The sequence below is a fragment of the Salinicola sp. LHM genome (assembly GCF_034479735.1).
GTDB lineage: Bacteria > Pseudomonadota > Gammaproteobacteria > Pseudomonadales > Halomonadaceae > Salinicola > Salinicola salarius.
The window spans coordinates 850,500-876,679 of the sequence record NZ_CP140261.1 but is presented as its reverse complement, the minus strand read 5'-3'; the positions used below and the strand labels follow the sequence as shown (position 1 = coordinate 876,679).

The window sequence follows — 26,180 nt, the reverse complement described above, 5'->3', positions numbered from 1 at the left end:
CCCAAAGTCGAATCGTCAATTTCCGGCGACCCACTACCATACTAGTCAGACAAGAACGCCGGAGCTCTCGTGACCTCAACGACCCTGCAAACCCTATGGAACGAGTCGGATGCCGGCCATGTACGCCAACGCCTCTATCACGTGTTGCGTCACGCCATCATTCGTCTCGTGCTGGCGCCGGGCCAGGCGCTGTCGGAGAAGGAGATCGCCGATACCTTCAAGGTCAGCCGCCAGCCCGTTCGCGAGGCCTTCATCCGCCTCTCGGAAGCAGGGTTGGTCGAGGTGCGCCCCCAGCGCGGCACATTCGTGGTCAAGATCTCCCCTCAGGCGGTCTACAGTGCGCGCTTCGTGCGCGAGGCGATCGAAGTGGCAGTGGCCAAGTCCGCTGCGGAAGAAGGCCTGTCGTCACGCGGGCTGGATGACCTGTTCGAACTGGTCGAGCGCCAGCGCAGGACGATCATCGGTGGCGACTACGACCGCTTCTACGTGCTCGATGAGGAGTTCCACCAGACGCTGTCGCGGGAAGCCGGACACGAATCGGCCTGGCGATTCACCGAAGAGGTCAAGGCGCACTTCGACCGCGTGCGCTACATCAGCGTGCCCGACGGCACGCCACTGGACACTCTGGTCGAGCAGCACGCCCGGATCGTCGAAGCGATCAAGCATCGTGATCCGGATGCCGCCGAACGCGCGGTACAGGCCCACCTGCGCGAACTGCTCGTTTCACTGCCACGCCTGATCGAGCGTTTTCCCGATCTGTTCGACAACCATTGAAGCCGCCGTTTTCCCTAGCCGGAGATTCCATGAAAATCATCGACGCCCGTGTCATCGTCACCAGCCCCGGACGCAATTTCGTCACCCTCAAGCTGATTACCGAATCCGGCATCTACGGGATCGGCGACGCCACGCTCAACGGTCGTGAAATGGCCGTCGCCGCCTATCTCGAAGAGCACGTCGTGCCGGCATTGATCGGTCGCGACGCCAGCCGCATCGAGGACACCTGGCAGTATCTCTATCGCGGCGCCTACTGGCGTCGTGGCCCGGTGACCATGAGCGCGATCGGCGCCGTCGACATGGCGCTGTGGGACATCAAGGCCAAGGCCGCCAACATGCCGCTCTACCAGCTGTTGGGTGGCAAGAGCCGCGAGCGGGTGATGACCTACGCCCACTGCACCGGCAAGGACATCGACAGCTGCCTGGAAGAAGTCGCTCGCCACGTCGAACTGGGCTACAAGGCGGTGCGTGTTCAGGCCGGTGTCCCCGGCATCAAGACGATCTACGGCGTCGCCAAGCGTGAAGGCGAGCGCTACGAGCCGGCCGATGCCGAACTGCCCGCCGAGCACGTCTGGAGCACGGAGAAGTACCTCAACCATGTGCCGCAGCTGTTCGCCGCCGTGCGCGAGCGCTTCGGTCACGACCTGCACCTGCTGCACGACGTCCACCACCGGCTGACGCCGATCGAGGCCGCACGGCTGGGCAAGACGGTGGAGCCCTACCACCTGTTCTGGCTCGAGGACTGCGTCCCCGCCGAGAACCAGGAGAGTCTGCGCCTGATCCGCGAGCACACCACCACGCCGCTCGCCATCGGCGAAGTTTTCAACTCGATCCACGATTGCCGCGAGATGATCCAGAACCAGTGGATCGACTACATCCGCACACCGCTGACCCACGGCGGCGGCATTACCCATCTGCGCCGGATCGCCGATCTCGCTTCCCTTTACCACGTGCGCACCGGCTTCCATGGACCAACGGATCTGTCGCCGGTCTGTCTCGGCGCCGCGATCCACTTCGATACCTGGGTGCCCAACTTCGGCATTCAGGAACACATGCCCCACGACGAACTGACCGACAGCGTCTTCCCCCATGACTATCGCTTCGAGGATGGTCACTTCCTGGTCGGCGAGAACCCCGGGCACGGCGTCGACATCGACGAGGAGGCCGCCGCCCGCTATCCGTTCAAGCGCGCCAGCCTGCCGGTCAACCGGCTCGAGGACGGCACGCTGTGGCACTGGTGAGTATGCCAATGGCGAACATGACACTGGCGAACGAGCGATACCGGCAACCGTGAGAATTTCAGGAGAGTCATCGATGCAAGCCTTTGAAGTCAGCGCCCCACATGCGTTCGCCGTCGGCGACCAGCCCGCACCGAGCGCGGCACCGGGAGAAGTGATCGTCGACGTCGCGTTCGCCGGCATCTGCGGCTCGGACATGCACATCATCCACGGCGACAACGCCTTCGTGCGATTCCCCCGCATTACCGGGCACGAGTTCGCCGGCGTGATCCGCGCCGTGGGCGATGGCGTCGACGCGGCCCGCGTCGGCGAGCGGGTCTGTATCGATCCGGTCGTCAACTGCGGCCGGTGCTATCCCTGCCGGATTGGCCGCCCCAACGTCTGCAGCGCGATGCAGGTGATCGGCGTTCACAGAAATGGCGGCTTTGCTGAACAGGTCAACGTGCCGGCCGCCAATGCCCACTGCATTCCCGACGATCTCGACCTCGATGCCGCTGCCCTGGTCGAGCCCTATTCGATCGCCGCCAACGTGCTCGCGCGGATGGAGCCGCACCCGGGCGATCGTCTGCTGGTGATCGGCGCCGGCGTGATCGGGTTGACCGTACTGCAGATGGCGCGCGCCATCGGGCTCGAGGAGGTGATCGTCACCGATATCCTCGACGAACGCCTCGCCACGGCGCGCGAACTGGGAGCCAGCCACGTGATCAACGGCCGCAGCGAAGACCTCGAACAGGCCGTACTAGCCGCCACCCATGGTGAAGGCATCCCGTTGATCGCCGATGCCGCCTGCGTACCGGCCATGCTGCCGGCGATGCTGCGGATGGCCTGTCCAGCCGGGCGCATCGGCCTGCTGGGCTTCAGCCCGACGCCGAGCGATCTGATCCAGCTGGAAGTGATCAAGAAGGAGCTGACACTGGTCGGCTCCCGTCTGAACAACCGCAAATTCCCGGAGGTGATCGAACATATCGCCGCGGGTCGTCTCGATCCCAAGGCGCTGATCAGCCATCGCGTCGCACTGGCCGAGATGCCCGACGCCATCGATCTGCTCGAGAACCACCCGGAACAGGCGCGCAAGGTGCTGGTGAAAATCTCGCCCTGAACGCCCGATCGAGTCCGCCACTCATGCCGGGAGAGACCCGGAACAGCGCTGGCCCGGACAACAAAACCGACGCGTATCAACGCGACAGGAGACTCACGCCATGTTGACGACGACAACCTTCAAGAACTTGCTCGCTGGCGCTGCCCTCGGCGCCACGCTACTGGGTAGCCAGGCGGTCATGGCCGCGGACTACACGCTGAAATTCGGCCACCTGGCCAATGAACAGAATATCTGGAACAAGGCGGCGCTGAAGTTCAAGGAACTGGTCGAAACCAATTCCGAGGGCCGCATCGAGGTCCAGGTCTTCCCCAACGAGCAGCTCGGCAGCGAAATGGATGTAATCAACAGCATTCAGCTTGGCACCGCCGACATGACCATCACCGGCGAGAGCCTGCAGAACTGGGCACCCAAGGCGGCGATGATGGCCGTGCCCTACCTGTTCCGCGACTCAGACCACATGCGCAAGGCCGTGGAAGGCGACGTCGGCAAGCAGATCGAGGCGCAGATCACCGAACGCACCGGCCTGGTCCCGCTGGCCTGGTTCGAGCGCGGTCCGCGCGAGTTGACCTCCAACCGTCCGATCAAGACGCCGGACGACCTCGACGGCCTGCGGATTCGCGTCCCCAACGTGCCGCTGTTCGTCGATACCTGGGAAGCGCTAGGCGCCCGCCCGACGCCGATGGCCTTCAGCGAAGTCTTCACCTCGCTGCAACAGAACACCATCGAGGCCCAGGAGAACCCGCTGAGCCTGATCGAAAGCGCCAGCTTCAACGAAGTCCAGCAGTACGTGGACATGACCGATCACGTACGTAGCTGGATCTACGTCGTCATCGGCAAGCAGAAGCTCGAGTCGATGCCGGACGATCTGCAGACCGTGGTGCGGGATGCCGCCAGCGAGATGCAAGCCTACGAGGAAAAGCTGTTCGTCGAGGACCAGCAGCGTCTCGAACAGGCGCTCAAGGACAAGGGCATGGAGTTCGTCGAGGTGGATCAGGCCGCCTTCGCCAAGAAAGCCGAACCTGCCGTGCTTGATTCTTTGAATGACGAGCAGAAGTCGCTCTACGAAGCCATCCAGGATCTGTAATCCCCCGACGGATTACCGAGCCACGGCATTCGGGGGCGGCGCGACGATCGCCGCCCCCGTTTCTCATCTCGTTCGGAGACCGCCATGTCGGAACATGAAACGGACATTCATCAGGATATCCAGGAAAACCTCGAGATACTGACTCGCGTTCCGCGCCTGGGCGGCCCTATCGGCCGACTGGCCGGCGCGCTCGACCGCGTACTCCTGACGCTGGCCGTGATCGCGCTGGTGGGGCTGTCGCTGACGGTGCTGCTCCAGGTCGCCTCGCGCCTGTTCCTGCCTATCACGCTGTCGTGGACCGAGGAACTGACCCGCTACCTCTTCATCTACATGGTGGCGATGGGCGCCGGCGTGGTGCAGCACCGCCACCGCCACGTCAACGTGGAGCTGTTCCACGGCTGGCTCGGTTTTCGCGGTCGGGCCGCCTATCTTGCGCTGATCTCGGCGATCACGTTCGCCTTCACGCTCATGGTACTGCCCAACGCCTGGCAATTCGCCCAGATCGGCGCGTTCCAGACCTCGCCGACGCTGCGCATTCCCATGCTCTACATCTTTTTCTCTTCGGTGGTGCTGTTCGGCACGCTGCTGCTCTACAGCCTGATCGGCCTTGCCGAGGGCATCATCGCCATGGTTCGTGGCGAACGCGTCGACACCGCTCGCCAGGAGGCGCTCTGATGGAAATCGCCGTTCTCTTCACCACCTTTCTGATACTGCTGCTGATCGGTCTACCGATCGCCTTCTGTCTGGGCGTGTCGTCACTCGCCTATCTGATGCTCGGTGGCATCTCGTTGACCATCGTGCCGCAGCGCATGTTTTCCGGCATCGATTCCTTCGTGCTGCTGTGTATCCCCGGTTTCGTGATGGCCGGTAACCTGATGAACGTGGGCAATATCACCCAGCATATCGTGCGCTTCTCCAACGCGCTGGTCGGCCATATCCGCGGCGGCCTGGGCCTGGCCAACGTCGGCGGCTCGATGATCTTCAGCGGCATCTCCGGCACCGCGGTGGCGGACGCCGCCAGCATCGGCTCGGTGATGATTCCGGGCATGTCCAGGGCCGGCTACGACAAGCCGTTCGCCGCCGCCGTGACCGCCGCCTCTTCCACCATCGGCCCGATCATTCCGCCCAGCGTGCCGATGATCATCGTCGGTTCGCTCTCCGGCATCTCCGTCGGCCGCATGTTCCTCGCCGGTGCGCTGCCCGGTCTGTTGCTGGGCGTGGCGATGATGATCACCGCCTACTGGCTGGCGGTGCGCCGCGGCTATCCCAAGGAGAAGCGCGCCTCCTTCAAGGAGTTGCTCAAGGAAGGCCGCAGCGCGTTCTGGGCACTGCTGATGACCTTCATCATTCTCTACGGCATCATCGGCGGCCTGTTCACGCCGACGGAGGCCTCGATCGTCGCCAGCCTCTACGCGTTGCTGGTGGGCACCTTCGTCTACAAGGGCATCAACTGGCGCAATCTGGGCGGCATCCTGTCGGACACCGTGATCACCTCGGCCTCGCTGATGCTGCTCGTCGGCCTGGCCAACCTGTTCGGCTGGATCCTCACCAGCCAGCAGATTCCACAGATGCTCGCCGACGCCATTCTCGGCATCAGCAGCAATCCGATCGTGGTCATCCTGATCCTCAATCTGATCCTGCTGTTCGTCGGTGCGTTCATGGAGACCATCGCCGCGCTGATCATCCTGTTCCCGGCCCTGCTGGGCGTGGCGACGGGCGTCGGCATGGATCCGATCCACTTCGGCGTGATGGCGGTACTCAATCTGATGATCGGCCTGACCACGCCGCCAGTGGGCGTCTGCCTGTTCGTGGTGTCGAGCATCGGCAAGCTGCCCATGCTGCGCGTCGCCAGGGCCATCGTGCCCTTCCTGATCTGCAATCTGATCGTGCTGATGCTGGTCTCTTTCGTCCCGGCGCTGTCGCTGTGGTTGCCCAACCTGCTGATGGGGAAATAGCGTCATGGCCGAAACTCGAATCCAGATCGAGCGCCAGCCGGCCCGCCATGTGCCGAGCGGGATCGGCATCGTCCACCTGGGCCTGGGCGCCTTCCATCGCGCGCACCAGGCGGTCTATCTACAGCGCTGTCTCAACCGGGTGCAGGGAGATTGGGGCATCTGCAGCGCCAACATCCGCTCCAATCGGACGCTGGTCGACCAGTTGCGAGCGGGTGACCTGCGCTACCACGTCGCCGAATACAGCGACAGCGAGCACGTCACGCTGCGCGAGATCACAGTGATCGCCGAGGCGCTTTACGCCGGCCCGGATGGCCCGGACCGGGAAGCGTTACTGACGCGCATGAGGGATCCCGCTGTCCGCATCGTCACCCTCACCGTGACCGAGAAGGGCTATTTTCTGAGCCCGAGCAGCGGCGAACTGCTGACCGATGCCGCGCCGATCGCCCATGACATCGCAAATCCCGAATCGCCGGACACCGCCCCGGGCATGCTGGTGGAGGCCCTGGCTCGACGCCGAACGGCCGGGGTCGCACCCTTCACCGTGCTCTGTTGCGACAACATGCCCCACAACGGCCAGCGCACGCGTCGCGCCGTCATCTCGCTGGCCCGTCACCGCGAGGCCGCGCTGGCCGACTGGATCGACGCCAACGTCGCGTTCCCCTCGAGCATGGTCGACCGCATCGTCCCGGCGATGACCGACGCCGATCGCCAGCGTCTGTCGGCGCTGGGGGTCGACGACCCCGCTGCCGTGGTCTGCGAAACCTTCAGCCAGTGGGTGGTCGAGGAGGATTTCCCGCTAGGCCGGCCGGACTGGGAAGCCGATGGCGTCGAGATGGTCGCCGATGTCGCTCCGTTCGAAACCATGAAGCTGCGTCTGCTCAACGGCGCCCACTCGCTGCTCGCCTATCTGGGCGCGCTGGCCGGCATCGAGACGGTGGATGCCGCCGTCGCCCGCCCCGCCTTTCGTCAGCTACTGCAGCACTACTGGCAGCAGGAAGCGATCCCGACACTGTCACTGCCGGCGGGCGCCGATGCCAATGTCTACACCGACAGCCTGCTGGCCCGCTTCGGCAATGACAGCCTGCGTCATCGGCTCCAGCAGATCGCCATGGACGGCTCGCAGAAACTGCCCCAGCGCTGGCTGGCCAGTGGCGTCGAACGTCTGACGGCGGAACACTACAGCGACATGGCCGCCACCGCGCTGGGCGTGGCCGGCTGGATCCGCTATACCGCGGGCACCAACCTCGCCGGCCAGCCGCACCCGGTCGACGATCCAATGGCCGGAACCTTCGTCGAGCTGCACCGCCGCCACGGCGACGACCTGCCGGCGCTGACCGTGGCGTTCCTCGCACTCGATGCCGTCTTCCCCACTGCGCTGCGCGAGGACCCCATGTTCGTCAAGACCGTTACCACGGCACTAGAGCACCTGGAAGCGGGTGGCGTGGAGGCCGCCATCGCTGCCCTGGCTTCAGCCAATCCCGAACTCGGAAAATAGATCTATGGAATACACTTGGCGCTGGTTCGGTCCGGCCGATCCCATCACTCTCGGCGAGATTCGCCAGGCCGGCGCGACCGGCATCGTCACCGCGCTGCACGAGATTCCCAATGGCGAAGTCTGGCCGGTGGAAGCGATTGCCGAGCGCAAGCGGCTGATCGAAGCCGCCGGTCTCGTCTGGTCGGTCGTGGAAAGCGTGCCGGTACACGAGGCGATCAAGCAGGGACTGCCGGAAGCCGAGCGCTACATCGACAGCTACTGCCAGACGCTGGCCAATCTCGGCGAATGCGGTATCGACGTGGTCTGCTACAACTTCATGCCGGTCCTCGACTGGACCCGCACCGATCTTGCCTGGCCGCTGCCCAGCGGCGGTACCGCGCTACGCTTCGACCAGACGGCATTCGCCGCCTTCGATCTCTATCTGCTCGAACGCGACGGCGCGCAGGACGATTACAGCGATGCCGAGCGCGACGCGGCCAGCGCTTATCTGGAGACGCTCGATGCGTCGGCACGATCGCGACTGATCGACAACGTGATCGCCGGCCTTCCCGGCACCGAAGAGCACTACACCCTCGAGAATTTCCGCCAGGCGCTGGATGCCTATCGCGGTATCGATGGCGAACGGCTGCGCGCCAACCTGGCGAGGTTCCTGCGCGCTATCGTCCCCGCGGCAGAAGAAGCCGGCATCCGGCTCGCGATCCACCCGGACGATCCGCCCCGCGAAATGCTGGGACTGCCGCGTGTGGTGTCGACCGCCGAGGATGCCCGGTTCGTGATCGACAGCGCCCCCAGCCCCGCCAACGGCCTGACCTTCTGCACCGGCTCCTACGGCGTACGCGCCGACAACGACCTGGTCGCCATGGCCCGGCGGTTCGCGCCCCACATCCACTTCGTTCACCTGCGTGCGACTCGCCGGGAAGCCGATCCACTGAGCTTCCACGAAGCCGAGCATCTGGACGGCGACGTCGACATGGTCGGTGTCATCGGTGCTCTGGTCGAGGAGCAGCGCCGGCGCCGACACGAAGGCGGTCACCGCCTGCCGATGCGGCCGGATCATGGTCATCACCTGCTCGACGACCTGACGCGCGACAGCCGCCCGGGCTACCCGCTGATCGGCCGGCTCAAGGGGCTGGCCGAGCTGCGCGGGGTGGAGCTCGCCGTCCAGCGTCTGTTGCCGCTGAGTACCGTCCACACCGAGGAGTCGTGAGCTACGCAATCCCCGGCGCCGGTGGTAAGGTGGATGCCTGCTTTTTCAGGACGTCGACCATGGTTTCACCACTCGGGCCGGGACTGGCCGGAACCCGCATTCTGCTCGGCATCAGCGCCGGTATCGCCGCCTACAAGAGCGCACATCTCGCCCGTCTGTTGAAGAAGACGGGCGCGGAGGTGCGCGTGGTGATGACCGAAGGCGCCCAGGCCTTCATCACGCCGTTGACCCTGCAGGCGCTCACCGGTGAGCCGGTGCGGACCTCGCTGCTGGATCCGGAAGCGGAGGCCGGCATGGGCCACATCGAGCTGGCGAAATGGGCGGACATCATCCTGATCGCGCCGGCCACCGCCGACCTGATGGCGCGCCTGGCCCACGGTCACGCCGACGACCTGCTGACGACACTGTGCCTCGCCACCGAAGCCCGCTGCCTGATGGCGCCCGCCATGAACCAGGCGATGTGGCGCCACCCGGCGACGCTGGCCAATGCCGATCGACTTGGCGAGCTGGGCTGGACGCTGCTGGGTCCGGATGCCGGCGATCAGGCCTGCGGCGATGTCGGCCTGGGTCGCATGCTGGAGCCGGAAGCCATTCTCGCCCAGTTACTGAGCGAGCTCGAACCCACCCGCGACGAGTCGCCAGAGGTGATGCCTCTGCAGCGGGATCTGGCCGGCAGGCGGGTAGTGATCACCGCCGGCCCCACTCGCGAGGCACTGGATCCGGTGCGCTATCTCTCCAACCACAGCTCCGGCAAGATGGGCTACGCGCTGGCCGCGGTCTGCGCCGAGCGCGGCGCCAGCGTCAGCCTGGTCAGCGGCCCGGTGACGCTCACGACGCCTCCCGGCGTCGAGCGGATCGACGTGACCTCGGCCACGGAGATGCTGGCCGCCGTCGAGTCCCGGATGCCTTGCGACCTGTTCATCGGCTGTGCCGCCGTGGCCGACTATCGCGCTGCGTCCATCGGCGAACACAAGTTGAAGAAAGCCAACGACGACAGCGGCCTGACCCTCGAACTGGTGCGCAACCCGGATATCGTCGCCACGGTCGCCGGCCGCGAGGATCGCCCGTTCACGGTCGGTTTCGCCGCCGAGACGCAGACGCTGGAAGCCCACGCCGGCAGCAAGCTCGAACGCAAGCGGCTGGATCTGATTGTCGCCAACGATGTCTCCCGAGAGGGCATCGGTTTCGGCAGCGACGACAACGCCGTCACGCTGCTCTGGAAGGCGCATGACCAGACGCAGCGCCATTCGCTGCCGGTTCAGCCCAAGGCCGCGCTGGCAGGCGCGATCATCGACCATATCGTCTCCCGACTGCCCTAACGGGCGTCGGCATCCGGTTCGCGCTCGAGCAATGGTAAGCTAGGCCGCTCTCTGGCCTTTCATTTCATGCTCTTTCAGGAAGTCACTTTTCATGCCATCCAGCACTCCGTCCGCAGCACCCTCTTCGACAGCGACTGCCAGGCCGAAGCTTTCGGTCAAGGTTCTCGACGAGCGCGTGCACGACTATCCGCTGCCGCACTACGCCACCACCGGGAGTGCCGGCATGGACCTGCGCGCGCTGCTCGACGAAGCGCTCACCCTCGCCCCGGGCGACAGCGCGCTGGTGCGCACCGGCCTGGCCATCCACATCGGCAATCCGGGGCTGGCCGGCGTGGTGTTGCCTCGTTCCGGCCTCGGCCACAAGCACGGCATCGTGCTGGGCAACCTGATCGGGCTGATCGATTCCGATTATCAGGGCGAGTTGATGATCTCGGTGTGGAACCGTGGCCAGAACACCTTCGTGCTCGAACCCGGCGAACGACTGGCACAGTACGTGCTGGTGCCGGTGGTCCAGGCCGAGCTCGAGATCGTCGAGGATTTCATCGCCACCGAACGGGCAGGCGGCGGTTTTGGCCACTCTGGTCGAAAGTGAAGCGGCGAAACAACGCGCCGGCAATGATCACCGAACGCTCGCTGGTCTCGGTCAATCGAGCTCTCTGCAAGGAAATGTCGCGTGGCGCTAAGCGCAACCATCTATAAAGCGAAACTCAACGTCAGCGATCTCGATCGTCACTATTATGGCGATCACGCGTTGACCGTGGCCTGCCACCCTTCCGAGACGGCGACACGCCTGATGGTGCGGCTGCTGGCGTTCATCGCCAATGTGCACGCCACCAGCGGCGACAACGATCTCGCCATGACTCGCGGACTGAGTACTGACGACGAGCCGGATCTGTGGCTCAAGGCGCCGGACGGCCGCATCCTTTCGTGGATAGAATTGGGCGAACCGTCGCTGAAGCGCATCAAGCAGGGACTCTCCCGAGCCGAACGCGTGCTGATCTATCCCTACGCACCACGCAGCGCGACACAGTGGTGGAAAAAGCTGGAAAGCGACATCCGGGCACAGCCGCGGATCGAGGTCTGGAATCTGCCGGCAGAGCCGCTGGCGGCGCTGACCGCCCTCGTCGACCGCAACCTGAGCCTGGGCGCCACGCTGATGGAAGGCCAGTGGCTGATCACCGACGGTCAGGCGTCGGTGGAACTCGAATTCGAACGGTGGGCGTGACGCCGACCGGATGTGATCAATGACAAGGACTTGCCGATGAACGACCAATCCGGTGCCAACGTACCCGCCTCGATCTTTCGGGCCTACGATATTCGCGGCGTCGTCGACGACACGCTGACCGAGGAAACGGTGGAATGGATCGGCCGCGCAGTGGGCAGCGAAGCCGCCGCCCGCGGCCAGCAGTGCGTGATCGTCGCCCGTGACGGCCGCCATTCCGGCCCCCGCCTGCAGGCAGCGCTGATCCGCGGCCTGCGCGCGTCCGGTCGCGACGTGATCGATATCGGCCGCGTACCGACGCCGGTGCTCTACTTCGCCACCGCCACGCTCGATGAAAGCCGCAGCGGCGTGATGGTGACCGGCAGTCACAATCCGCCGGACTACAACGGTTTCAAGATCGTGCTGGACGGCGTCGCGATCTCCGGAGACGCGATTACCGGGCTGCTCGAGCGCATCCGCAGCGGCGACCTCAGCGAAGGCGAAGGTACGCTGACTCAGATCGATGTCGGCGAAGCCTATCTTCAGCGCATTCTGGGTGACGTGACCCTCGACCAGAGCCAGCGCGAGCGCGAGCGCCCGCTCAAGGTGGTGGTGGATTGCGGTAACGGCGTCGCCGGCGAACTGGGACCCAGGCTGATCGAGGCGCTAGGGGCGGAGACCATTCCTCTGTTTGCCGAGATCGACGGGGACTTCCCCAACCATCATCCCGATCCCGGCAAGCCGGAGAACCTGGTCGACCTGATCGCCAAGGTCAAGGAGACCGGCGCCGATATCGGGCTGGCCTTCGACGGCGACGGCGATCGCCTGGGCGTGGTCACGCCCTCGGGGGAGATGATCTACCCGGACCGGCTGCTGATGGCGTTCGCCACCGACCTGCTCGAGCGCGATCCTGGCGCCCGAATCATCTTCGACATCAAGTGCACCGGCAATCTGGCCCAGATCATCGAACGGGCCGGCGGCGAGCCCGAGATGTGGCGCACCGGTCACTCGCTGATCAAGGCGCGGATGAAGGAAACCGGGGCACAGCTGGGCGGCGAGATGAGTGGCCATATCTTCTTCGCCGAGCGCTGGTACGGCTTCGACGACGGGCTCTACTCGGCCGCCCGGCTGCTGGAGATTCTGTCGCGCCAGCCGGTCGACGCCGATCGCTATTTCAGCACGTTCCCGCAGGATGTCAGCACGCCGGAACTGAACGCGGCAGTCACCGACGAAGAGAAGTTCGCAATCGTCGAGCAGCTGGCCGAGAGCGGCGACTTCGGTCAGGATGGCATCAAGACGACACTGGACGGCATCCGGGTCGACTATCCCGATGGCTGGGGCCTGTGCCGCGCCTCCAACACCACGCCGATGCTGGTGCTGCGCTTCGAGGGCAAGGATCAGGCGGCATTGACACGCATCCAGCAACGGTTCGGTGCCGCGCTGCGTGCGGTGGCGCCGGAAGTGGAACTGCCGTTTTAACCCTGCGTCACGACACCCTCGTGTCGCTGGCGGCACGTGTCATCGATAACGCAGCAGACAAGACCGTCCCGTGCACGGGCCATCGCCTCGGCGGGAAAGCGCCATCAGCGGCGCGCAGATAGTGGAGACATGACGCCTCATGAACGAAAGCCCACGCGACCCACGCCAGGTGGTCGAGATCCTGTCCGAGGCGCTGCCTTACATTCAGCGCTATTCCGGCAAGACCGTCGTGGTCAAGTATGGCGGCAACGCCATGACCGAAGACAAGCTGATCGACTCCTTCGCTCGCGACATGGTGCTGATGAAGGAAGTCGGCATCAATCCGGTCGTGGTCCACGGCGGCGGCCCGCAGATCGGTCAGCTACTGGCACGGCTCGACATCGAGTCTCGCTTCGTCAACGGCATGCGCGTCACCGATGCGGAAACCATGGACGTGGTGGAGATGGTGCTGGGCGGGCTGGTCAACAAGAACATCGTGACCCAGATCAACCAGTGCGGCGGCAAGGCAATCGGCCTGACCGGCAAGGACAACGCGCAGATTCTGGCTCGTCAGCTCAAGGTGGAGCATCGCACGCCGGAGATGACGGCGTCCGAGATCATCGATATCGGTCACGTCGGCGAAGTGGAGCACATCTCCACCGACCTGATCGAGATGCTGGCCGAACGCGACTTCATCCCCGTCATCGCGCCGATCGGCGTCGATCGTGAAGGAAACAGCTACAACATCAATGCCGACCTGGTGGCAGGCAAGGTCGCCGAAGCGCTGAAGGCCGAGAAGCTGATGCTGTTGACCAACGTCGCCGGCCTGCAGGATGCCGAAGGCAAGGTGATGACCGGACTCTCCACCGAACAGGTCGATGCCCTGATCGCCGACGGCACGATCTACGGCGGCATGCTGCCGAAGATTCGCTGCGCGCTGGACGCCGTCAAGGGCGGTGTCGGCAGCGCCGTCATCGTCGATGGCCGCGTGGTGCACTCCACGCTGCTGGAGATCTTTACCGATGCCGGGGTCGGCACCCAGATCACCGACCATCGTGACTGATTCGCGCTACTCTGATTTCAATCACTGCGGGCCTGGAAGGCCCGCCCCGACCGCCGAACGGAAGACAGGCCGTCCGGGCCGCTCCAGGAGGGAGCTTCGACAACACGACCGATAAGAACCGTCATGACGCAGGCAACCCCACAGCTTTCCCGCCGTGAACAGATCCTTCAGGCACTCGCGTTGATGCTCGAGGAGGACAGCGGCAAACGCATCACCACCGCCGCGCTGGCCCGCCAGGTCGGCGTCAGCGAAGCGGCGCTCTATCGCCATTTTCCCAGCAAGGCGCGCATGTTCGAAGGGCTGATCGAATTCATCGAAGCCAGCCTGTTCGAACGCATCCGGCGCATCCTGGACGACGAGCCCTCGGCGCTCGCTCGCTGCGAGACGATCGTCCAGCTCGTGCTGGCCTTCGCCGAGAAGAACCCCGGCCTCAGCCGGCTGATGGACGGCGATGTGCTCACGGGCGAGACAGCGCGTCTGCGCACTCGCATGTCCCAGCTGTTCGAGCGTCTGGAGACCCAGTTCAAGCAGGTTCTGCGCGAGGCGGAGCTGCGCGAGGGCTTGCGTCCCCAGTTGCCGGTGCCGGCGGCGGCCAACCTGTTGTCGGCCTTCGTGGAGGGCCGGATCAGTCAGTACGTACGCAGCGACTTCCGCCACCGCCCCACGTCACACTGGAACGATCAGTGGCGCCTGCTGGGCGACGGATTGCTGACCGTATCGCCACAGGCCGCCTCGATCTGACCCCTGCGGCAAGGCATTTCGCCCCAACGCAAAAAGCCCGGCTGATGCCGGGCTTTTCGTATCGTCCTTTCGTATCGTCCTTTCGTATCGTTCATCGGTCATCGCCGACCGCCTCGCGCCATGAGCGAGTATCTTCAGCCAGCCATCACGCGGCGATCGCGTCACCCAGCTGCTGCTTGATCTTCTTCATCGCGTTCTTCTCGAGCTGGCGAATGCGCTCGGCCGACACGCCGTAGACATCGGCCAGCTCATGGAGCGTGGACTTGTGCTCGGAAAGCCAGCGACGCTGCAGAATGTCGCGAGAACGCTCGTCCAGTTCGCTCAGCGCCTCTCGCAGACGCCGCGTATAGTCGGCTTCCCAGTCATCCGCTTCGAGCTGCGCGGCAGGATCGAAGCTGTGATCCTCAAGATACTGCGCCGGCGCCTGATAGCCCTGCTCTTCCTCTTCACCGGGGCTGGCATCGTAGCCCGCGTCATAGGAAGACAGACGACCTTCCATCTCGCGCACGACCTTCGGCTTGACGTCGAGATCCTTGGCGATCGCATCGACCTCGTCGTTGCTCAACCACGCCAGCCGCTTCTTGGCACTGCGCAGGTTGAAGAACAGCTTACGCTGCGCCTTGGTCGTGGCGATCTTGACGATGCGCCAGTTGCGCAGCACATATTCGTGGATCTCGGCCTTGATCCAGTGAACTGCGAAAGAGACCAGACGAACGCCCTGGTACGGATCGAAACGCTTGACCGCCTTCATCAGCCCGACGTTGCCTTCCTGGATCAGGTCGGCCTGGGGCAATCCGTAACCGGAGTAGCTTCGCGCGATATGCACGACGAAACGCAGGTGGGACATGATCAGCCGGCGGGCCGATTCGAGGTCGTCCTTTTCGTAAAGACGCACGCCCAGGTCATGCTCTTCTTCCGCCGTCAGAACGGGGATGCCGTTGACGGCCTGAATGTAACCGTTGAGATCGTGACCCGGGGAAAGGTTCCCAATGGATTGAAGACTGGTGCTCATGTGCGTTGTCTCCATGCTAGGCGGCGTGTCGGAGCGAAGAGCCGGTATTGGCTCGATCCGCCTGGAACACGTCGCGACAGGTTGTTCTGCCTGTCTACGAGAGTGCCTGATGAGACCCTCAGTGTAGACAAAAGTTCAATAACCACGCCAACTTCAACGGGCCTGAAATCGGCCATTCGCTGGGCTGACCGATAATACGATGAATGGCGGCGAATGGCATCATGGCCGCATCTCGACACCGTTGACGACTTTTCGAAACCGCTGGTTAGCCTAGCGTGGCTTGATGTCCGATAGATGACGCCCCACGGCAAGCCATGCTCCCAACCAGCCCAACAGTGTACTAAAAAGCAGCAGAAAAACCGAATTCCTGCCACCCAGCGACGGCAGCGCGAAGTGGGCGCCGTAGCTTTCCGCCAGCGCCGCGACCGGCGACGCCAGCCAGTTCCCGCCAAGCATGAGAATCACCAGCGCCAGAACACCTCCGCCCAGCCCATACCAGGCGCCACTGTAGAGAAACGGGCGCCTCACGAAAGCATGCGTCGCACCGATCAGCGTCACGACCTCGATTTCCTGACGCCGACTCTCCACGGCCAGCCGTATCGTGTTGCCGACCACCAGCAGCACGCCCAGGCCAAACAGCAGCGCCAGCGCCAGCGCGACGCGCTGCCCCAAGTCCGCCAGCTGTTGCAGCCGGTCCAGCCAGGCCAGATCCAGCCGGACTTCATCGACTCCCTCGATCGTCTGCAGACGCTGGCTCAGCGACTGTACGGCAGCGGGCGCGGTATCGTCCGGCGTGACCACGACGCTAGCCGGCAGCGGATTGGCGTCGAGCTGGGAGAGCGCATCGTCGACGCCCAGTGTCTGCTGGAACGCCGCCAGCCCCTCGGCCGCCGTCACCAAGCGCGCGCCGGCCACGCCGGGCTGCCCGCCGACCTCGGCGGACAGATCCATCGCCTCGGACTCATCGATATCCGCCTGGAAGTAGACCGTCAGCGTGGCGCTTTCGTCGAGCTCGGCATCGAGCAGCCGGGCGCTGTCCAGCACCAGCCACAGACCGGCCGGCAGAATCAGTGCAATGGCGATCGCCAGCATGGTCAACAGCGTCGAGAACGGGCGCCTGATCAACCGTAACGCGCTGTCGCCCATCATCGCGCGGTGATGGCGCATCCAGGCGCGACCGCCGCCCCCAGCTCGGCGTTGCGGCTTCTGCGCTCCGCGCCGCCCTTCGACACGACGCTCGGCGGAGGGTCGACGCTCGCTCATGCCGCCTCCTCGTCGCCGATGAGCCTGCCATCCCGCAGCTTCAGCACCCGATGGCGCAGGCGAGCGATCAAGGCCAGATCGTGGCTCGCCACCAGGACCGTGGTGCCGATACGGTTGAAGTCTTCGAACAGCCGCATGATGTCGGCGGAGAGCTGGGGGTCGAGATTACCGGTCGGCTCGTCGGCCAGCAGCAGCGCCGGCTTGTTGACCACGGCTCGTGCAATGCCCACCCGTTGCTGCTCGCCGGTGGAAAGCTCGATCGGCAGGGCCCGCTCACGATGCAGAAGCCCGACCTTGTCGAGCGCGGCGCGCACGCGTCGCGCGGCATCGCCTGGCTCGACGCCCTGTATCGTCAACGGTAATGCCACGTTGGCGAAGATGTCCCGATCGAACAGCAGCTGGTGATCCTGGAAGACCACGCCGATCTGGCGCCGATAGTAGGGAACCTGACTGATATGCAGTTGATCGAGGTCGTGACCGGCGACCAGCACCCGGCCACGTGAAGGGCGTTCGAGACGCATGATCAAGCGCAGCAGCGAGCTCTTGCCGGCACCGGAGTGGCCGGTCAGGAACAGCATCTCGCCCCGCTCGACGCGAAAGTTGATATCGGCGAGTGCCTCGAAGCGTCCGCCGTAGCGCTTACCAACGTGCTCGAAGGCAATCATGAATCGGCATCGCCGTCCCGACCGAACAGCGCCTTGACGAAGGTCTGCGCATCGAACGGGCGCAAGTCCTCAAGCGACTCCCCGATCCCGATAAAGCGGATCGGTGTCCCCATCTTCTTGGCCAGAGCAAAGATGATGCCCCCCTTGGCGGTGCCATCGAGCTTGGTCAAGGTGATCCCGGTGATCGGAATGGCTTCATCGAAGGTGGTCGCCTGGGAGATCGCGTTCTGCCCCGTCCCCGCATCGAGCACCAGCATCACCTCATGCGGCGCGTTGGCGTCGAGCTTGGCCATGACACGCTGCACCTTCTTGAGCTCTTCCATCAGATGGCTCTTGTTGTGCAGCCGGCCAGCGGTGTCGGCGATCAGCACGTCGACCTTGCGCGCCCGGGCCGCAGCGACGGCATCGTAGATGACCGAGGCGCTGTCGGCACCAGTGTGCTGGGCGATCACCGGAACCCGGTTGCGATCGCCCCAGACCTTGAGCTGCTCGACCGCGGCGGCACGGAAGGTGTCGCCGGCTGCCAGCATCACGCTACGGCCTTCGTTCTGGAAACGCTGGGTGAGCTTGCCGATGGTCGTGGTCTTGCCGACTCCGTTGACGCCCACCATCAGGATCACGAACGGGCCCTCGCCCTTCGGCGGCAACTGCAACGGCTGGGAGACCGGTTCGAGCAGCGCTGCCAGCTCTTCCTGAAGCGCACGATAGAGCGCATCGGCGTCGGCCAGCTCCTTGCGCGAGACTCGCCCGGTCAGCCGCTCGATGATCTCGGTGGTCGCCTCGATCCCCACGTCGGCCAGCAGCAGTTGGGTCTCGAGGTCCTCCATCAGCTCGTCGTCGATCTGCTTCTTGCCCAGCAGCAGATCGGCGATGCCATCGGTCAGGTTGGCGCGAGTGCGCCCGAGCCCGGCACGAACGCGCGCCAGCCAGCCGCCCTTGGGCTTCTCTTTGGGGGCCGGTGCGGATACCGGTGATACGGCTGCAGGCGGCTCGGGTTCGGGTTCGGGTTCGGGCTCGGGCTCGGGCTCGGGCTCGGGCTCGGGCTCGGGCTCGGGCTCGGGCTCGGGCATCGAAGCGGGTTCCGGCGCCGGCGTCACGTCCCTCGCCAGATCGGTCGCGCGCGTTCCCTCGGCCTGGTCTTCCTGCAAGGCCGACTGCGGCGACTCCTGCGACAGCGGCTCGCTGAGCGCTTCCCTGGCGGCCGTTTCCTCGAGCGAAGAGGGCTCGTAATCCACGGTGGCCGGACGCTCGGGATCCTCGGCCTGGACGGAAGGCTCATCGGGCGTGACGGTGCCCGACACCGAGGCACGCTCCGGCTCCCGATCGGCAGGCGCGTCACCCCGGCCGGAGTTCGCCTCGGCAGGGGTCTCGTCACCCTGGTCAACCGCTGGCTTCGGCTCGTCCGAAGGCGTGTCGTCGCCCGGCTCTTCCTCGCCGCGCTCCGCTGCCGCCCTGGCCTCGGCTTCCTCGGCCTCACGCCGGCGGGCTTCCTCTTCCTGCTGCTGCTTTTTACGACTCTTGAATAGTCCGAACATGGATGGCTTCACTGATGAAAAAGCCGTGCTTGCGTCGCTGAATCAGCGCCGATCATCACGGCTTCGGAGAATATCGATAACGAGACATCATCCTATCACCGCGAGGGTTGCGGGGGTACAATTGCCCGCCATGAATCGACGTCGTTCCCGTCGGGCCGCCAACGGCGCTCGCAATCACGCTCACAGTCCTCGAGGCCACGCCAATGACGCCCGCGCTCCCCAGGGCGCTCGGCAGTCCGCGCACCGTGGCAGCGGCCAGTTGCGTCTGATCGGTGGCGATTTCCGCCGCCGCAAGTTGCCGATCCCCGAGAGTCCGGGCCTGCGCCCGACACCGGACCGGGTTCGCGAAACCCTGTTCAACTGGCTGGCCTTCGATATTGCCGGTCGGCGTGTGCTGGATCTCTATGCCGGCACCGGCGCGCTGGGGCTGGAAGCGCTGTCGCGCGGCGCAGCGCAGGCCTTGTTCGTCGAGTCGACCGCTCACGTGGCCGCCGCGCTGGAGGCGAACATCGCCATGCTGGGGGCAGCGGGCCAGGTGCATCGTACCGATGTGGAACGATTTCTGGCGGGCACGCCTGCCGCGTTCGATATCGTCTTTCTCGATCCGCCGTTTCGCCAAGGGCTCGCGCAGCGTACGTGCCAGGCGCTCGAATCGGGGGGCTGGCTGTCGCCCGGCGCCATGATCTACGTCGAGACGGAACACGAGCTTGACTGGCAGGCGCCGGGGCACTGGCAATTGCATCGCGACATCGTCGCCGGAGACAGCCATGGCCGGCTGTTCCGGCGCCAGCCAACGGCCAAATGACGTCGCCGCTTCGAGACGCTTGTCGTTGGCCCTGACGCCACGTACGCTGGCTCCCATCAGGTCACCAGTCGTTTTATGGTCATGGTATCGAGACCACCGCCACGAACTTTCAAGGCCCAAACTTTCGAGGCCGAACTTTCAAGGAGAGAGTGCAGATGAACGGAGAAATCTTCGCCAAGCTGGAACAGAAGATTCAGGATGCCGTCGACAGCATCGAAATGCTGAAAATGGAGAACGAAGAGCTCAAGGCAGAGAATGCCCGCTTCCAGCAGGAGCGCGAAGAGTGGGAACAGCGTCTCGGCGGCCTGCTGGACAAGCTGCAATCACTGGATAGTACTGGCGACAGCACCAACCAGAACGGCTGACGCGAATCGGCGGGGCGGACTCTCGCAGACTGCGCAGACTGCCCCGTCGAGCCACCTGTCCCGCCACACTGCCTGAGTTTCGCGCCTATCCAGCCTCCGATCCTGCCCTCGTTTCTTAAGCTGCCACAAGGTAACGCGCTACCGGCGAGACTTCACCCCAGCTCCCGCGACATCAACAGCGCATCCTCGCTGCCACCGTCATCGCGACGATAGTAGCCACGCCGCTGGCCGTCGACCGCGAATCCGGCACTCTCGTAGAGCCTTCGGGCCGCCACATTGGACGCGCGAAGTTCCAGCAGCAGGCGTTCGGCTCCCCGCTCGATGGCACACTGCGTGATCCACCCCAGCAGTTCACGCGCCAGCCCGTGGCGTCTGTCGCTCGGCCGGACACAGATCGACTGCAGCTCGGCATCGAAAGGCAGATAAGCCAGGACGGCAGCCGCTCGCAGCTCGACGCCTTCCACCGCCCAGATTCCCCAGACGTCGAAGTCATCGTCGAGCAGCGCCGCGCTCAGCAGCGCTTCCGACCAGGCGTCATCGTTGGCCTGACGCTCGAACGCCATCAAGGCCGGCAGGTTCTCGATCGCGAGCCGGGCCGGGGCCGTGCCGACCGGTGAACTCTTGGTTTTGCAAACGTTGATCGACATGGAAAGCGCTACTCGAGGAAAGCATTTGACGTCGACGCGTCGGTCATCGGCAGAAGCCGATCACTCCGGCGCGGCAAGCCCTTGCCGCCAGGCTTGCCCCATCGACTGCAACAGCGGCCAGCATTCACGCTTGGCCTTGGCGGAGGTCAGCAAATCGTCGGGGTGAGGCAGAGCGTGGCAGATCCAGCCGGCCTCGTCCGCCGGATCGCTCAACAGCGGCGACCAGATCTCGTCGCCGACGACGATGGCGCCATCGATGTGCATGCCGTGGCGCCGCGCCTGCCCGGCACAGAATACCTGAATGCCCTCGCGGGCCTCGTCGACCGGGTCACTGGCCGGCACGTTCATCAACGGCCAGGTCAGGCTCGATAACGGCGCGCCGTTGACGGGAATACCGACGCTTTTCAACATCTGCCCGAGTAGCGCCTGGCCAGCGGCGGAAAGCGGCCGTTCGCCGGGCAGCAGCAGCCACCAGCGCTCGCCGATGACGGACAACGACAGCGTGAAACGCAACGGTTCGGTCGGCACCGGGGCAGCGGACTGGGCGACGGATTGGAGAGCATCGTCCGTCCGGCCCTCTTCCGCCGGGCGGGAGACAGGCGCCTGGCGAGACGTGGGCTCGGGGTTCGACGCTGGCGCACGAGGCTCCGTCGCGCCTCCGCCAGAGGCGCCGTCGAGCAGAGCTCGGGCTCGCGACAGCGGCGCGACGGTCTGCTGTGCAGGCGCCGTTTCTGCCGCGGGCCGCTCACGCTCGACCTCGACCGGACGAGCCGGCGTTTCCAGCAGTGCGTGCAGCCGCTGCCCGGGCGCGGGCTTCTCCGGTGCGGGAGCGGTTTCCCACTCGACCTGCTCGGTCGGCCTGGCATTGACGAAGCGGTACCGCGAGGTCCAGGTGGTGATACCCATGGCCTCGAGGTACTGAAGGCGTTGAGGATCGCCGATCACCGCCCGCCACCACCACGACAGTTGGGCGAGTCAGGGCTCGCTTCGCCGCGCGCCGACCACTGCTGCGGCGTGTAGAGATGCAACGCCAGCGCGTGCACGGGCCCCGCGAGCTCGTCCGCCAGCAAGCTGTAGATCAGCTGATGTCGCTTGACGGGCATCAGCCCCGCGAACCGCTCGGAGACCAGCGTCACCTTGAAGTGGGTTTCCGAATCCGGTGGCACATGGTGCATGTGGCTCTCGTTCTCGACCACCATCTGGACCGGCTCGAGCGTCGCGAGTTTCTCTTCGATACGGGTCTGAACACTCATGACAGTTTCTCCTGTGCCAACCGAATCATTGTAACGTCTCCCCGGCCCATCGAGCGACGACCGGGGATGGGCGCTGTCGCCAGAGGCGAAACTCAGCGCCGTCGTCCCTTGGCGGCCATCGGCGTGCGATAGAGGCTCAGTGCCAGCGCAATCATGGCAGAGACACACCCTACCCACAGCGATAGCGTCAACGATCCGAACGAAAGACCGAGAATCAGCCCGACCAGCGCCGTTCCCAGCGACTGCCCGAAGGTGCGCACCGAGGCCAGCACGCCGGAGGCGTTGGCGCTCAACTCCACCGATACGCTGCCGATCATCTCGCGATTGTTCGGCGCCTGGAACAGCCCGTACCCCACGCCGCACAGCGCGGTTCGCCAGATCACGTCGAGGTAGCTCGAGCCGCCGTCCAGGCCGGTCAGTGCCAGCATGCCCAGCAGGAAAAGGCCCAGCCCGGTCGAACTGATCAGCGCCGGATTGCCCTTGTCCGCCAGACGTCCCGCCAATGGCCCGATGACCATGATTACCAGCGGCCAGGGCGTGAACAGTACCGCCGACATGATCGGCGACACGCCCATGACGGTCTGGTAGAGGAACGGCAGCCCCACGAAAGCCACGCCCTGGGCCAGAAACGCAAACATCGACACCACCGCGGCGAACGAGAAGCGCGGTTCGGTGAAGAGTGCCAACGGCACCAGCGGCCTGACGGCGTGACGTTGGCGGTAGATGAACCCCAGCAGACAGACCACGCTGAGCGCCAGCGTCGACAGCGCCAGCACGCCGCCATTGCCATGGCCGAACTGATCCAGAGCAAAGACGCTGCCACTGAGCATGACGATCGACATCAACGCGCCCCAGATATCGATTCGTCCGGGGATGGGCGCTTCCCGCGGCAGCGCGCGCACTCCCAGCGTCAGCGCCAGCAGCCCGATCGGCACGTTGATGGCGAACAGCCACGGCCAGCTCGCCACGTGCAGGATCAAGCCGCCCAGCGACGGCCCCGCGGCGATGCCGAACGCGACCGTCAGCGCGCTGAGCCCGATGGCCGAGCCGAGCAGACGCGTGGGAAAGATGATGCGATAGAGCGACGGCCCGATACTCAACATCGCGGCGGCACCGACCGCCTGCAGGCCTCGCATCGCGAGCAGGAACTCGAACGAACGCGCCAGCGCACAGCCCAGCGATGCCACGGTAAAGACCAGCAGGCCACCGATATAGAGCCGATGACGCCCTACCCGACGGCTCACCGCGGCAAAGGTCAGCAGCAAGGCGGCGGTCACCAGCTGATAGACGTTGGCGATCCAGATCGACTCGGAACCGCTGATCGACAGTTCCTGGGCCAGGGTGGGAAGGGCGATATTGACGATGCCATTGTCCAGCACCGCCAGCTGGGTACCGGTGATCATCGCCAGCAGCGCCAACTTGCGTTCGCGCCCGGGTAGACCGTCGTCCCCCGGGCGCTCCTCGAACAGGCGCTTCAGCATGTCTTCGGGTAGCGGCAAGCACCGCCGTCATGCAACATCCGACCCATCACTCCTCATCGGTCTCCATCAGCAGTTCGTCGTCGACTTCGGACGTTTCCAGCTCGGCCTCGTCGTCGAGGTCCACCGCCAGATAGCTGTGCTCGAGGGTGAGAAATGCCTGGAACAGCGACCAGTCGAGGTTTTCCGGCCACTGGCGCTCATCCTCTTCCCACGCCCGCAGTTCGGTTTCGAGAATGTCGTAATAACACTCCCCGACATAGGCATGCAACGCCTCCGGCGTATCCATCTCGGGGATAAGATAAACGGTATTTTCACCAGCGATGTCGTCGAGCGTCAGGTCGTCTTCACCGACGGTCGGCTCCAACGAGTTGACCCAGTCGACGAACGCCTGGGTCGGCTTGACGCTCAGCGCGGAACGATTGAGCAGCTTCATCGGTGTCACCTCTTTTTGGGAACCGCACGGGGTCGGCGGAATTCGAACCGCAGCCATTATGGGCGCTAGACACGCCCCTGACCAACAACTCTTGCCCGGCTACGCCGGGAGTTATAAGCCGTAAGCTTTAAGCTGTAAGAAAAACCCCAAGGTCCAAACCGATGGCTTTGATCGGCGAGACGATAGCATCCCGCTTTTCGTAGCTCGTAGCTCGTAGCTCGTAGCTCGTAGCTCGTAGCTCGTAGCTCGTAGCTCGTAGCTATAGATTTTGACCTTTCTTCCAGCTTACAGCTTCTGACTTACAGCTCTGGGCGAAGCCCAGCCTTACTCCGGGCGCATCGCCGGGAACAGCAGCACATCCCTGATCGATGGACTATCGGTCAGCAGCATCACCAGCCGGTCGATACCGATGCCTTCGCCGGCGGTCGGCGGCATGCCGTATTCCAGCGCGCGCACGTAATCGGCATCGTAGTACATCGCTTCCAGATCGCCGGCATCCTTCTCCGCCACCTGGGCGGCAAAACGCTCGGCCTGGTCCTCGGCGTCGTTGAGCTCGGAGAAGCCGTTGGCGATCTCGCGCCCCCCGACGAAGAATTCGAAGCGGTCGGTGACGTGAGGGTTGGTATCGTTGCGCCGCGCCAGCGGGCTGACTTCGGCCGGATATTCGGTGATGAAGGTCGGCTGATCGAGCCGATGCTCGGCGACGGCTTCGAAGATTTCGGTCTGCAGCTTGCCCAGGCCCCAGGTCGGCTTGACCGGGATATTCAGGCGCTCGCAGGTCGCCTTGGCCGCCTCGAACGTATCGATGTCGGCTTCGCCAATGGCATCGCCCTCGATCTCGGCGCCGTATTCGATGATCGACTGGCGCAGGGTCAGGCGACGGAACGGCTGGCCCAGGTCGTAGTCGGTGCCCTGATAGGTGACGGTCGTGGTGCCCAGCACCTGTTCGGCGGCGTCCCGGACCATCGCTTCGGTCAGGTCGAGCAGATCCCGGTAATCGGCATAGGCCCAGTAGAATTCGAGCATGGTGAATTCGGGGTTGTGCCGCGTCGACAGACCTTCGTTACGGAAGTTGCGGTTGATCTCGAACACCCGTTCGAACCCGCCCACCACCAGGCGCTTGAGGTAGAGCTCCGGAGCGATGCGCAGATACATGTCGATATCCAGCGCGTTATGGTGCGTGGTGAACGGCCGCGCGGTGGCGCCGCCGGGGATCGGCTGCAGCATCGGCGTCTCGACTTCCATGAAGCCGCGTTCGACCATGAACCGGCGGATCGCGGCAATGACGCCGGAACGCACCTCGAACACGCGTCGAGACTGCGGATTCATGATCAGATCGACGTAGCGCTGACGATAACGCGCCTCGAGGTCGGTCAGACCATGAAACTTGTCCGGCAGCGGACGCAGGCTCTTGGTCAAGAGCTTGGCCTCGACCAGCATGACGTAGAGATCGCCCTTGCCGGACTTGTGGACCGGGCCGCGGCCAGCGACGATGTCGCCGATGTCCCAGCTCTGGATGTCTTCCAGCAGCTCGGCGGGCAGCCCCTTCTTGTCGATGTAGAACTGGATCTGGCCGGAAACGTCCTGGATCACCACGAACGGGCCGCGCTTGCGCATGACGCGCCCGGCGACGGCCGCCTGGCGATCGAGCGACTCGAGTTCGGGCTTGTCCTTGTCGCCCAGCTCCGCCTGCAGATCCGCCGCCAGACTGTCACGCCGGAAGTCGTTGGGGAAGGCGCTGCCGCCCTGCTCCGCAGCCTGCTCGCGACGCGCTGCCAGCTTGGCACGGCGCTCCGCGATCAGCCGGTTTTCTTCATGCGCTTCATTGTACGCATCGGAAGGAGATTGCGGGTTGTCCTGGTTCGCCATGTCGTCGCCTGTCGAAAAATAAAGTAAAGCCGCGAGCCGCGAGCCGCGAGCCGCGAGCCGCGAGCCGCGAGCCGCGAGCCGCGAGCCGCGAGCCGCGACTACCAGAATGCGGTCGTAATGAGATTCGCAAGCCCTTTTCTCGTAGCTCGTAGCTCGTAGCTCGTAGCTCGTAGCTCGTAGCTCGTAGCTCGTAGCTCGTAGCTCGTAGCTCGTAGCTC

Annotated in this window: 26 protein-coding genes; 16 read left to right on the top strand and 10 right to left on the bottom strand. The window is 64.6% G+C overall.

Annotation, left to right across the window (positions count from 1 at the left end; translation table 11 throughout):
* Positions 1-69 precede the first annotated feature (69 nt).
* The 14 genes from R5R73_RS04200 (at position 70) to slmA (ending at position 14,634) form a co-directional block, all read left to right on the top strand.
* On the top strand, positions 70-774 hold the full coding sequence (locus tag R5R73_RS04200; protein WP_276233142.1) for a GntR family transcriptional regulator: 705 nt from the start codon (positions 70-72) through the stop codon (positions 772-774).
* A gap of 29 nt (positions 775-803) precedes the next feature.
* On the top strand, positions 804-2,015 hold the full coding sequence (manD, locus tag R5R73_RS04195) for a D-mannonate dehydratase ManD (RefSeq protein ID WP_322528880.1): 1,212 nt from the start codon (positions 804-806) through the stop codon (positions 2,013-2,015).
* A gap of 73 nt (positions 2,016-2,088) precedes the next feature.
* Complete coding sequence (locus R5R73_RS04190; RefSeq protein WP_322528879.1) at positions 2,089-3,111, top strand: Zn-dependent oxidoreductase; 1,023 nt, start codon at positions 2,089-2,091, stop codon at positions 3,109-3,111.
* Positions 3,112-3,211: 100 nt separating this feature from the next.
* On the top strand, positions 3,212-4,195 hold the full coding sequence (locus R5R73_RS04185) for a TRAP transporter substrate-binding protein (RefSeq protein WP_276233145.1): 984 nt from the start codon (positions 3,212-3,214) through the stop codon (positions 4,193-4,195).
* An 84-nt stretch (positions 4,196-4,279) separates the two neighbouring features.
* Entirely contained in the window at positions 4,280-4,870 is a 591-nt protein-coding gene (locus R5R73_RS04180; RefSeq protein ID WP_110631941.1) for a TRAP transporter small permease, read from the top strand.
* Positions 4,870-6,150 (top strand): TRAP transporter large permease, encoded by a 1,281-nt coding sequence (locus R5R73_RS04175; RefSeq protein ID WP_110631944.1) that lies wholly within the window; start codon positions 4,870-4,872, stop codon positions 6,148-6,150. The genes R5R73_RS04180 and R5R73_RS04175 overlap by 1 nt, the downstream gene beginning before the upstream one ends.
* Positions 6,151-6,154: 4 nt before the next feature.
* A complete protein-coding gene (locus tag R5R73_RS04170; protein WP_322528878.1) occupies positions 6,155-7,645 on the top strand; it encodes a mannitol dehydrogenase family protein in 1,491 nt (496 codons plus the stop codon).
* A 4-nt stretch (positions 7,646-7,649) separates the two neighbouring features.
* Positions 7,650-8,852: a mannonate dehydratase gene (gene uxuA / locus R5R73_RS04165; protein ID WP_322528877.1), complete on the top strand. Its 1,203-nt coding sequence runs from the start codon at positions 7,650-7,652 to the stop codon at positions 8,850-8,852.
* Positions 8,853-8,911: 59 nt separating this feature from the next.
* Positions 8,912-10,171, top strand: a complete 1,260-nt coding sequence (coaBC, locus tag R5R73_RS04160; protein WP_322528876.1) for a bifunctional phosphopantothenoylcysteine decarboxylase/phosphopantothenate--cysteine ligase CoaBC — start codon at positions 8,912-8,914, stop codon at positions 10,169-10,171.
* Positions 10,172-10,262: 91 nt separating this feature from the next.
* Positions 10,263-10,763 (top strand): dUTP diphosphatase, encoded by a 501-nt coding sequence (dut, locus tag R5R73_RS04155; protein ID WP_322528875.1) that lies wholly within the window; start codon positions 10,263-10,265, stop codon positions 10,761-10,763.
* Positions 10,764-10,844: 81 nt separating this feature from the next.
* Positions 10,845-11,396 carry a YaeQ family protein gene (locus R5R73_RS04150; RefSeq protein ID WP_322528874.1) on the top strand — a complete coding sequence of 184 codons (552 nt, stop codon included), beginning with the start codon at positions 10,845-10,847 and terminating at the stop codon, positions 11,394-11,396.
* Positions 11,397-11,432: 36 nt separating this feature from the next.
* Positions 11,433-12,851, top strand: coding sequence for a phosphomannomutase/phosphoglucomutase (locus R5R73_RS04145; protein WP_322528873.1), 1,419 nt, complete (start codon positions 11,433-11,435; stop codon positions 12,849-12,851).
* A gap of 139 nt (positions 12,852-12,990) precedes the next feature.
* Positions 12,991-13,893, top strand: a complete 903-nt coding sequence (gene argB, locus R5R73_RS04140) for an acetylglutamate kinase (protein ID WP_071231783.1) — start codon at positions 12,991-12,993, stop codon at positions 13,891-13,893.
* 123 nt (positions 13,894-14,016) lie between these two features.
* Positions 14,017-14,634, top strand: coding sequence for a nucleoid occlusion factor SlmA (gene slmA, locus R5R73_RS04135; protein ID WP_071231782.1), 618 nt, complete (start codon positions 14,017-14,019; stop codon positions 14,632-14,634).
* Between the two features lie 145 nt (positions 14,635-14,779).
* Here slmA and rpoH read toward each other — a convergent pair whose 3' ends face one another.
* The 4 genes from rpoH to ftsY all read right to left on the bottom strand — a co-directional run bounded on the left by rpoH (position 14,780) and on the right by ftsY (position 19,109).
* Positions 14,780-15,646 (bottom strand): RNA polymerase sigma factor RpoH, encoded by an 867-nt coding sequence (rpoH, locus tag R5R73_RS04130; protein ID WP_322528872.1) that lies wholly within the window; start codon positions 15,644-15,646, stop codon positions 14,780-14,782.
* A 270-nt stretch (positions 15,647-15,916) separates the two neighbouring features.
* Entirely contained in the window at positions 15,917-16,909 is a 993-nt protein-coding gene (gene ftsX, locus R5R73_RS04125; protein WP_322528871.1) for a permease-like cell division protein FtsX, read from the bottom strand.
* Entirely contained in the window at positions 16,906-17,574 is a 669-nt protein-coding gene (gene ftsE, locus R5R73_RS04120) for a cell division ATP-binding protein FtsE (RefSeq protein WP_071231779.1), read from the bottom strand. The genes ftsX and ftsE overlap by 4 nt, the downstream gene beginning before the upstream one ends.
* A complete protein-coding gene (ftsY, locus tag R5R73_RS04115) occupies positions 17,571-19,109 on the bottom strand; it encodes a signal recognition particle-docking protein FtsY (RefSeq protein ID WP_322528870.1) in 1,539 nt (512 codons plus the stop codon). Before ftsY ends, ftsE begins: the two co-directional genes overlap by 4 nt.
* A 130-nt stretch (positions 19,110-19,239) precedes the next feature.
* On the opposite strand from ftsY, the gene rsmD reads away from it, so the two are divergent.
* On the top strand, positions 19,240-19,914 hold the full coding sequence (gene rsmD, locus R5R73_RS04110; RefSeq protein WP_322528869.1) for a 16S rRNA (guanine(966)-N(2))-methyltransferase RsmD: 675 nt from the start codon (positions 19,240-19,242) through the stop codon (positions 19,912-19,914).
* A gap of 155 nt (positions 19,915-20,069) precedes the next feature.
* Complete coding sequence (locus R5R73_RS04105) at positions 20,070-20,279, top strand: cell division protein ZapB (protein WP_071231776.1); 210 nt, start codon at positions 20,070-20,072, stop codon at positions 20,277-20,279.
* A gap of 152 nt (positions 20,280-20,431) precedes the next feature.
* On the opposite strand, the gene R5R73_RS04100 is transcribed toward R5R73_RS04105, so the two are convergent.
* From R5R73_RS04100 to lysS, 6 genes are all read right to left on the bottom strand, one after another.
* Positions 20,432-20,926: a GNAT family N-acetyltransferase gene (locus tag R5R73_RS04100; protein ID WP_110631972.1), complete on the bottom strand. Its 495-nt coding sequence runs from the start codon at positions 20,924-20,926 to the stop codon at positions 20,432-20,434.
* Between the two features lie 60 nt (positions 20,927-20,986).
* Positions 20,987-21,832, bottom strand: a complete 846-nt coding sequence (locus R5R73_RS04095; protein WP_322528868.1) for a hypothetical protein — start codon at positions 21,830-21,832, stop codon at positions 20,987-20,989.
* Between the two features lie 35 nt (positions 21,833-21,867).
* Entirely contained in the window at positions 21,868-22,179 is a 312-nt protein-coding gene (locus R5R73_RS04090) for a BolA family protein (protein ID WP_071231774.1), read from the bottom strand.
* 92 nt (positions 22,180-22,271) lie between these two features.
* On the bottom strand, positions 22,272-23,678 hold the full coding sequence (locus tag R5R73_RS04085) for an MFS transporter (protein WP_322528867.1): 1,407 nt from the start codon (positions 23,676-23,678) through the stop codon (positions 22,272-22,274).
* A gap of 28 nt (positions 23,679-23,706) precedes the next feature.
* Entirely contained in the window at positions 23,707-24,093 is a 387-nt protein-coding gene (locus R5R73_RS04080) for a hypothetical protein (protein ID WP_322528866.1), read from the bottom strand.
* A gap of 324 nt (positions 24,094-24,417) precedes the next feature.
* A complete protein-coding gene (gene lysS, locus R5R73_RS04075) occupies positions 24,418-25,962 on the bottom strand; it encodes a lysine--tRNA ligase (protein WP_322528865.1) in 1,545 nt (514 codons plus the stop codon).
* Positions 25,963-26,180: the final 218 nt, after the last annotated feature.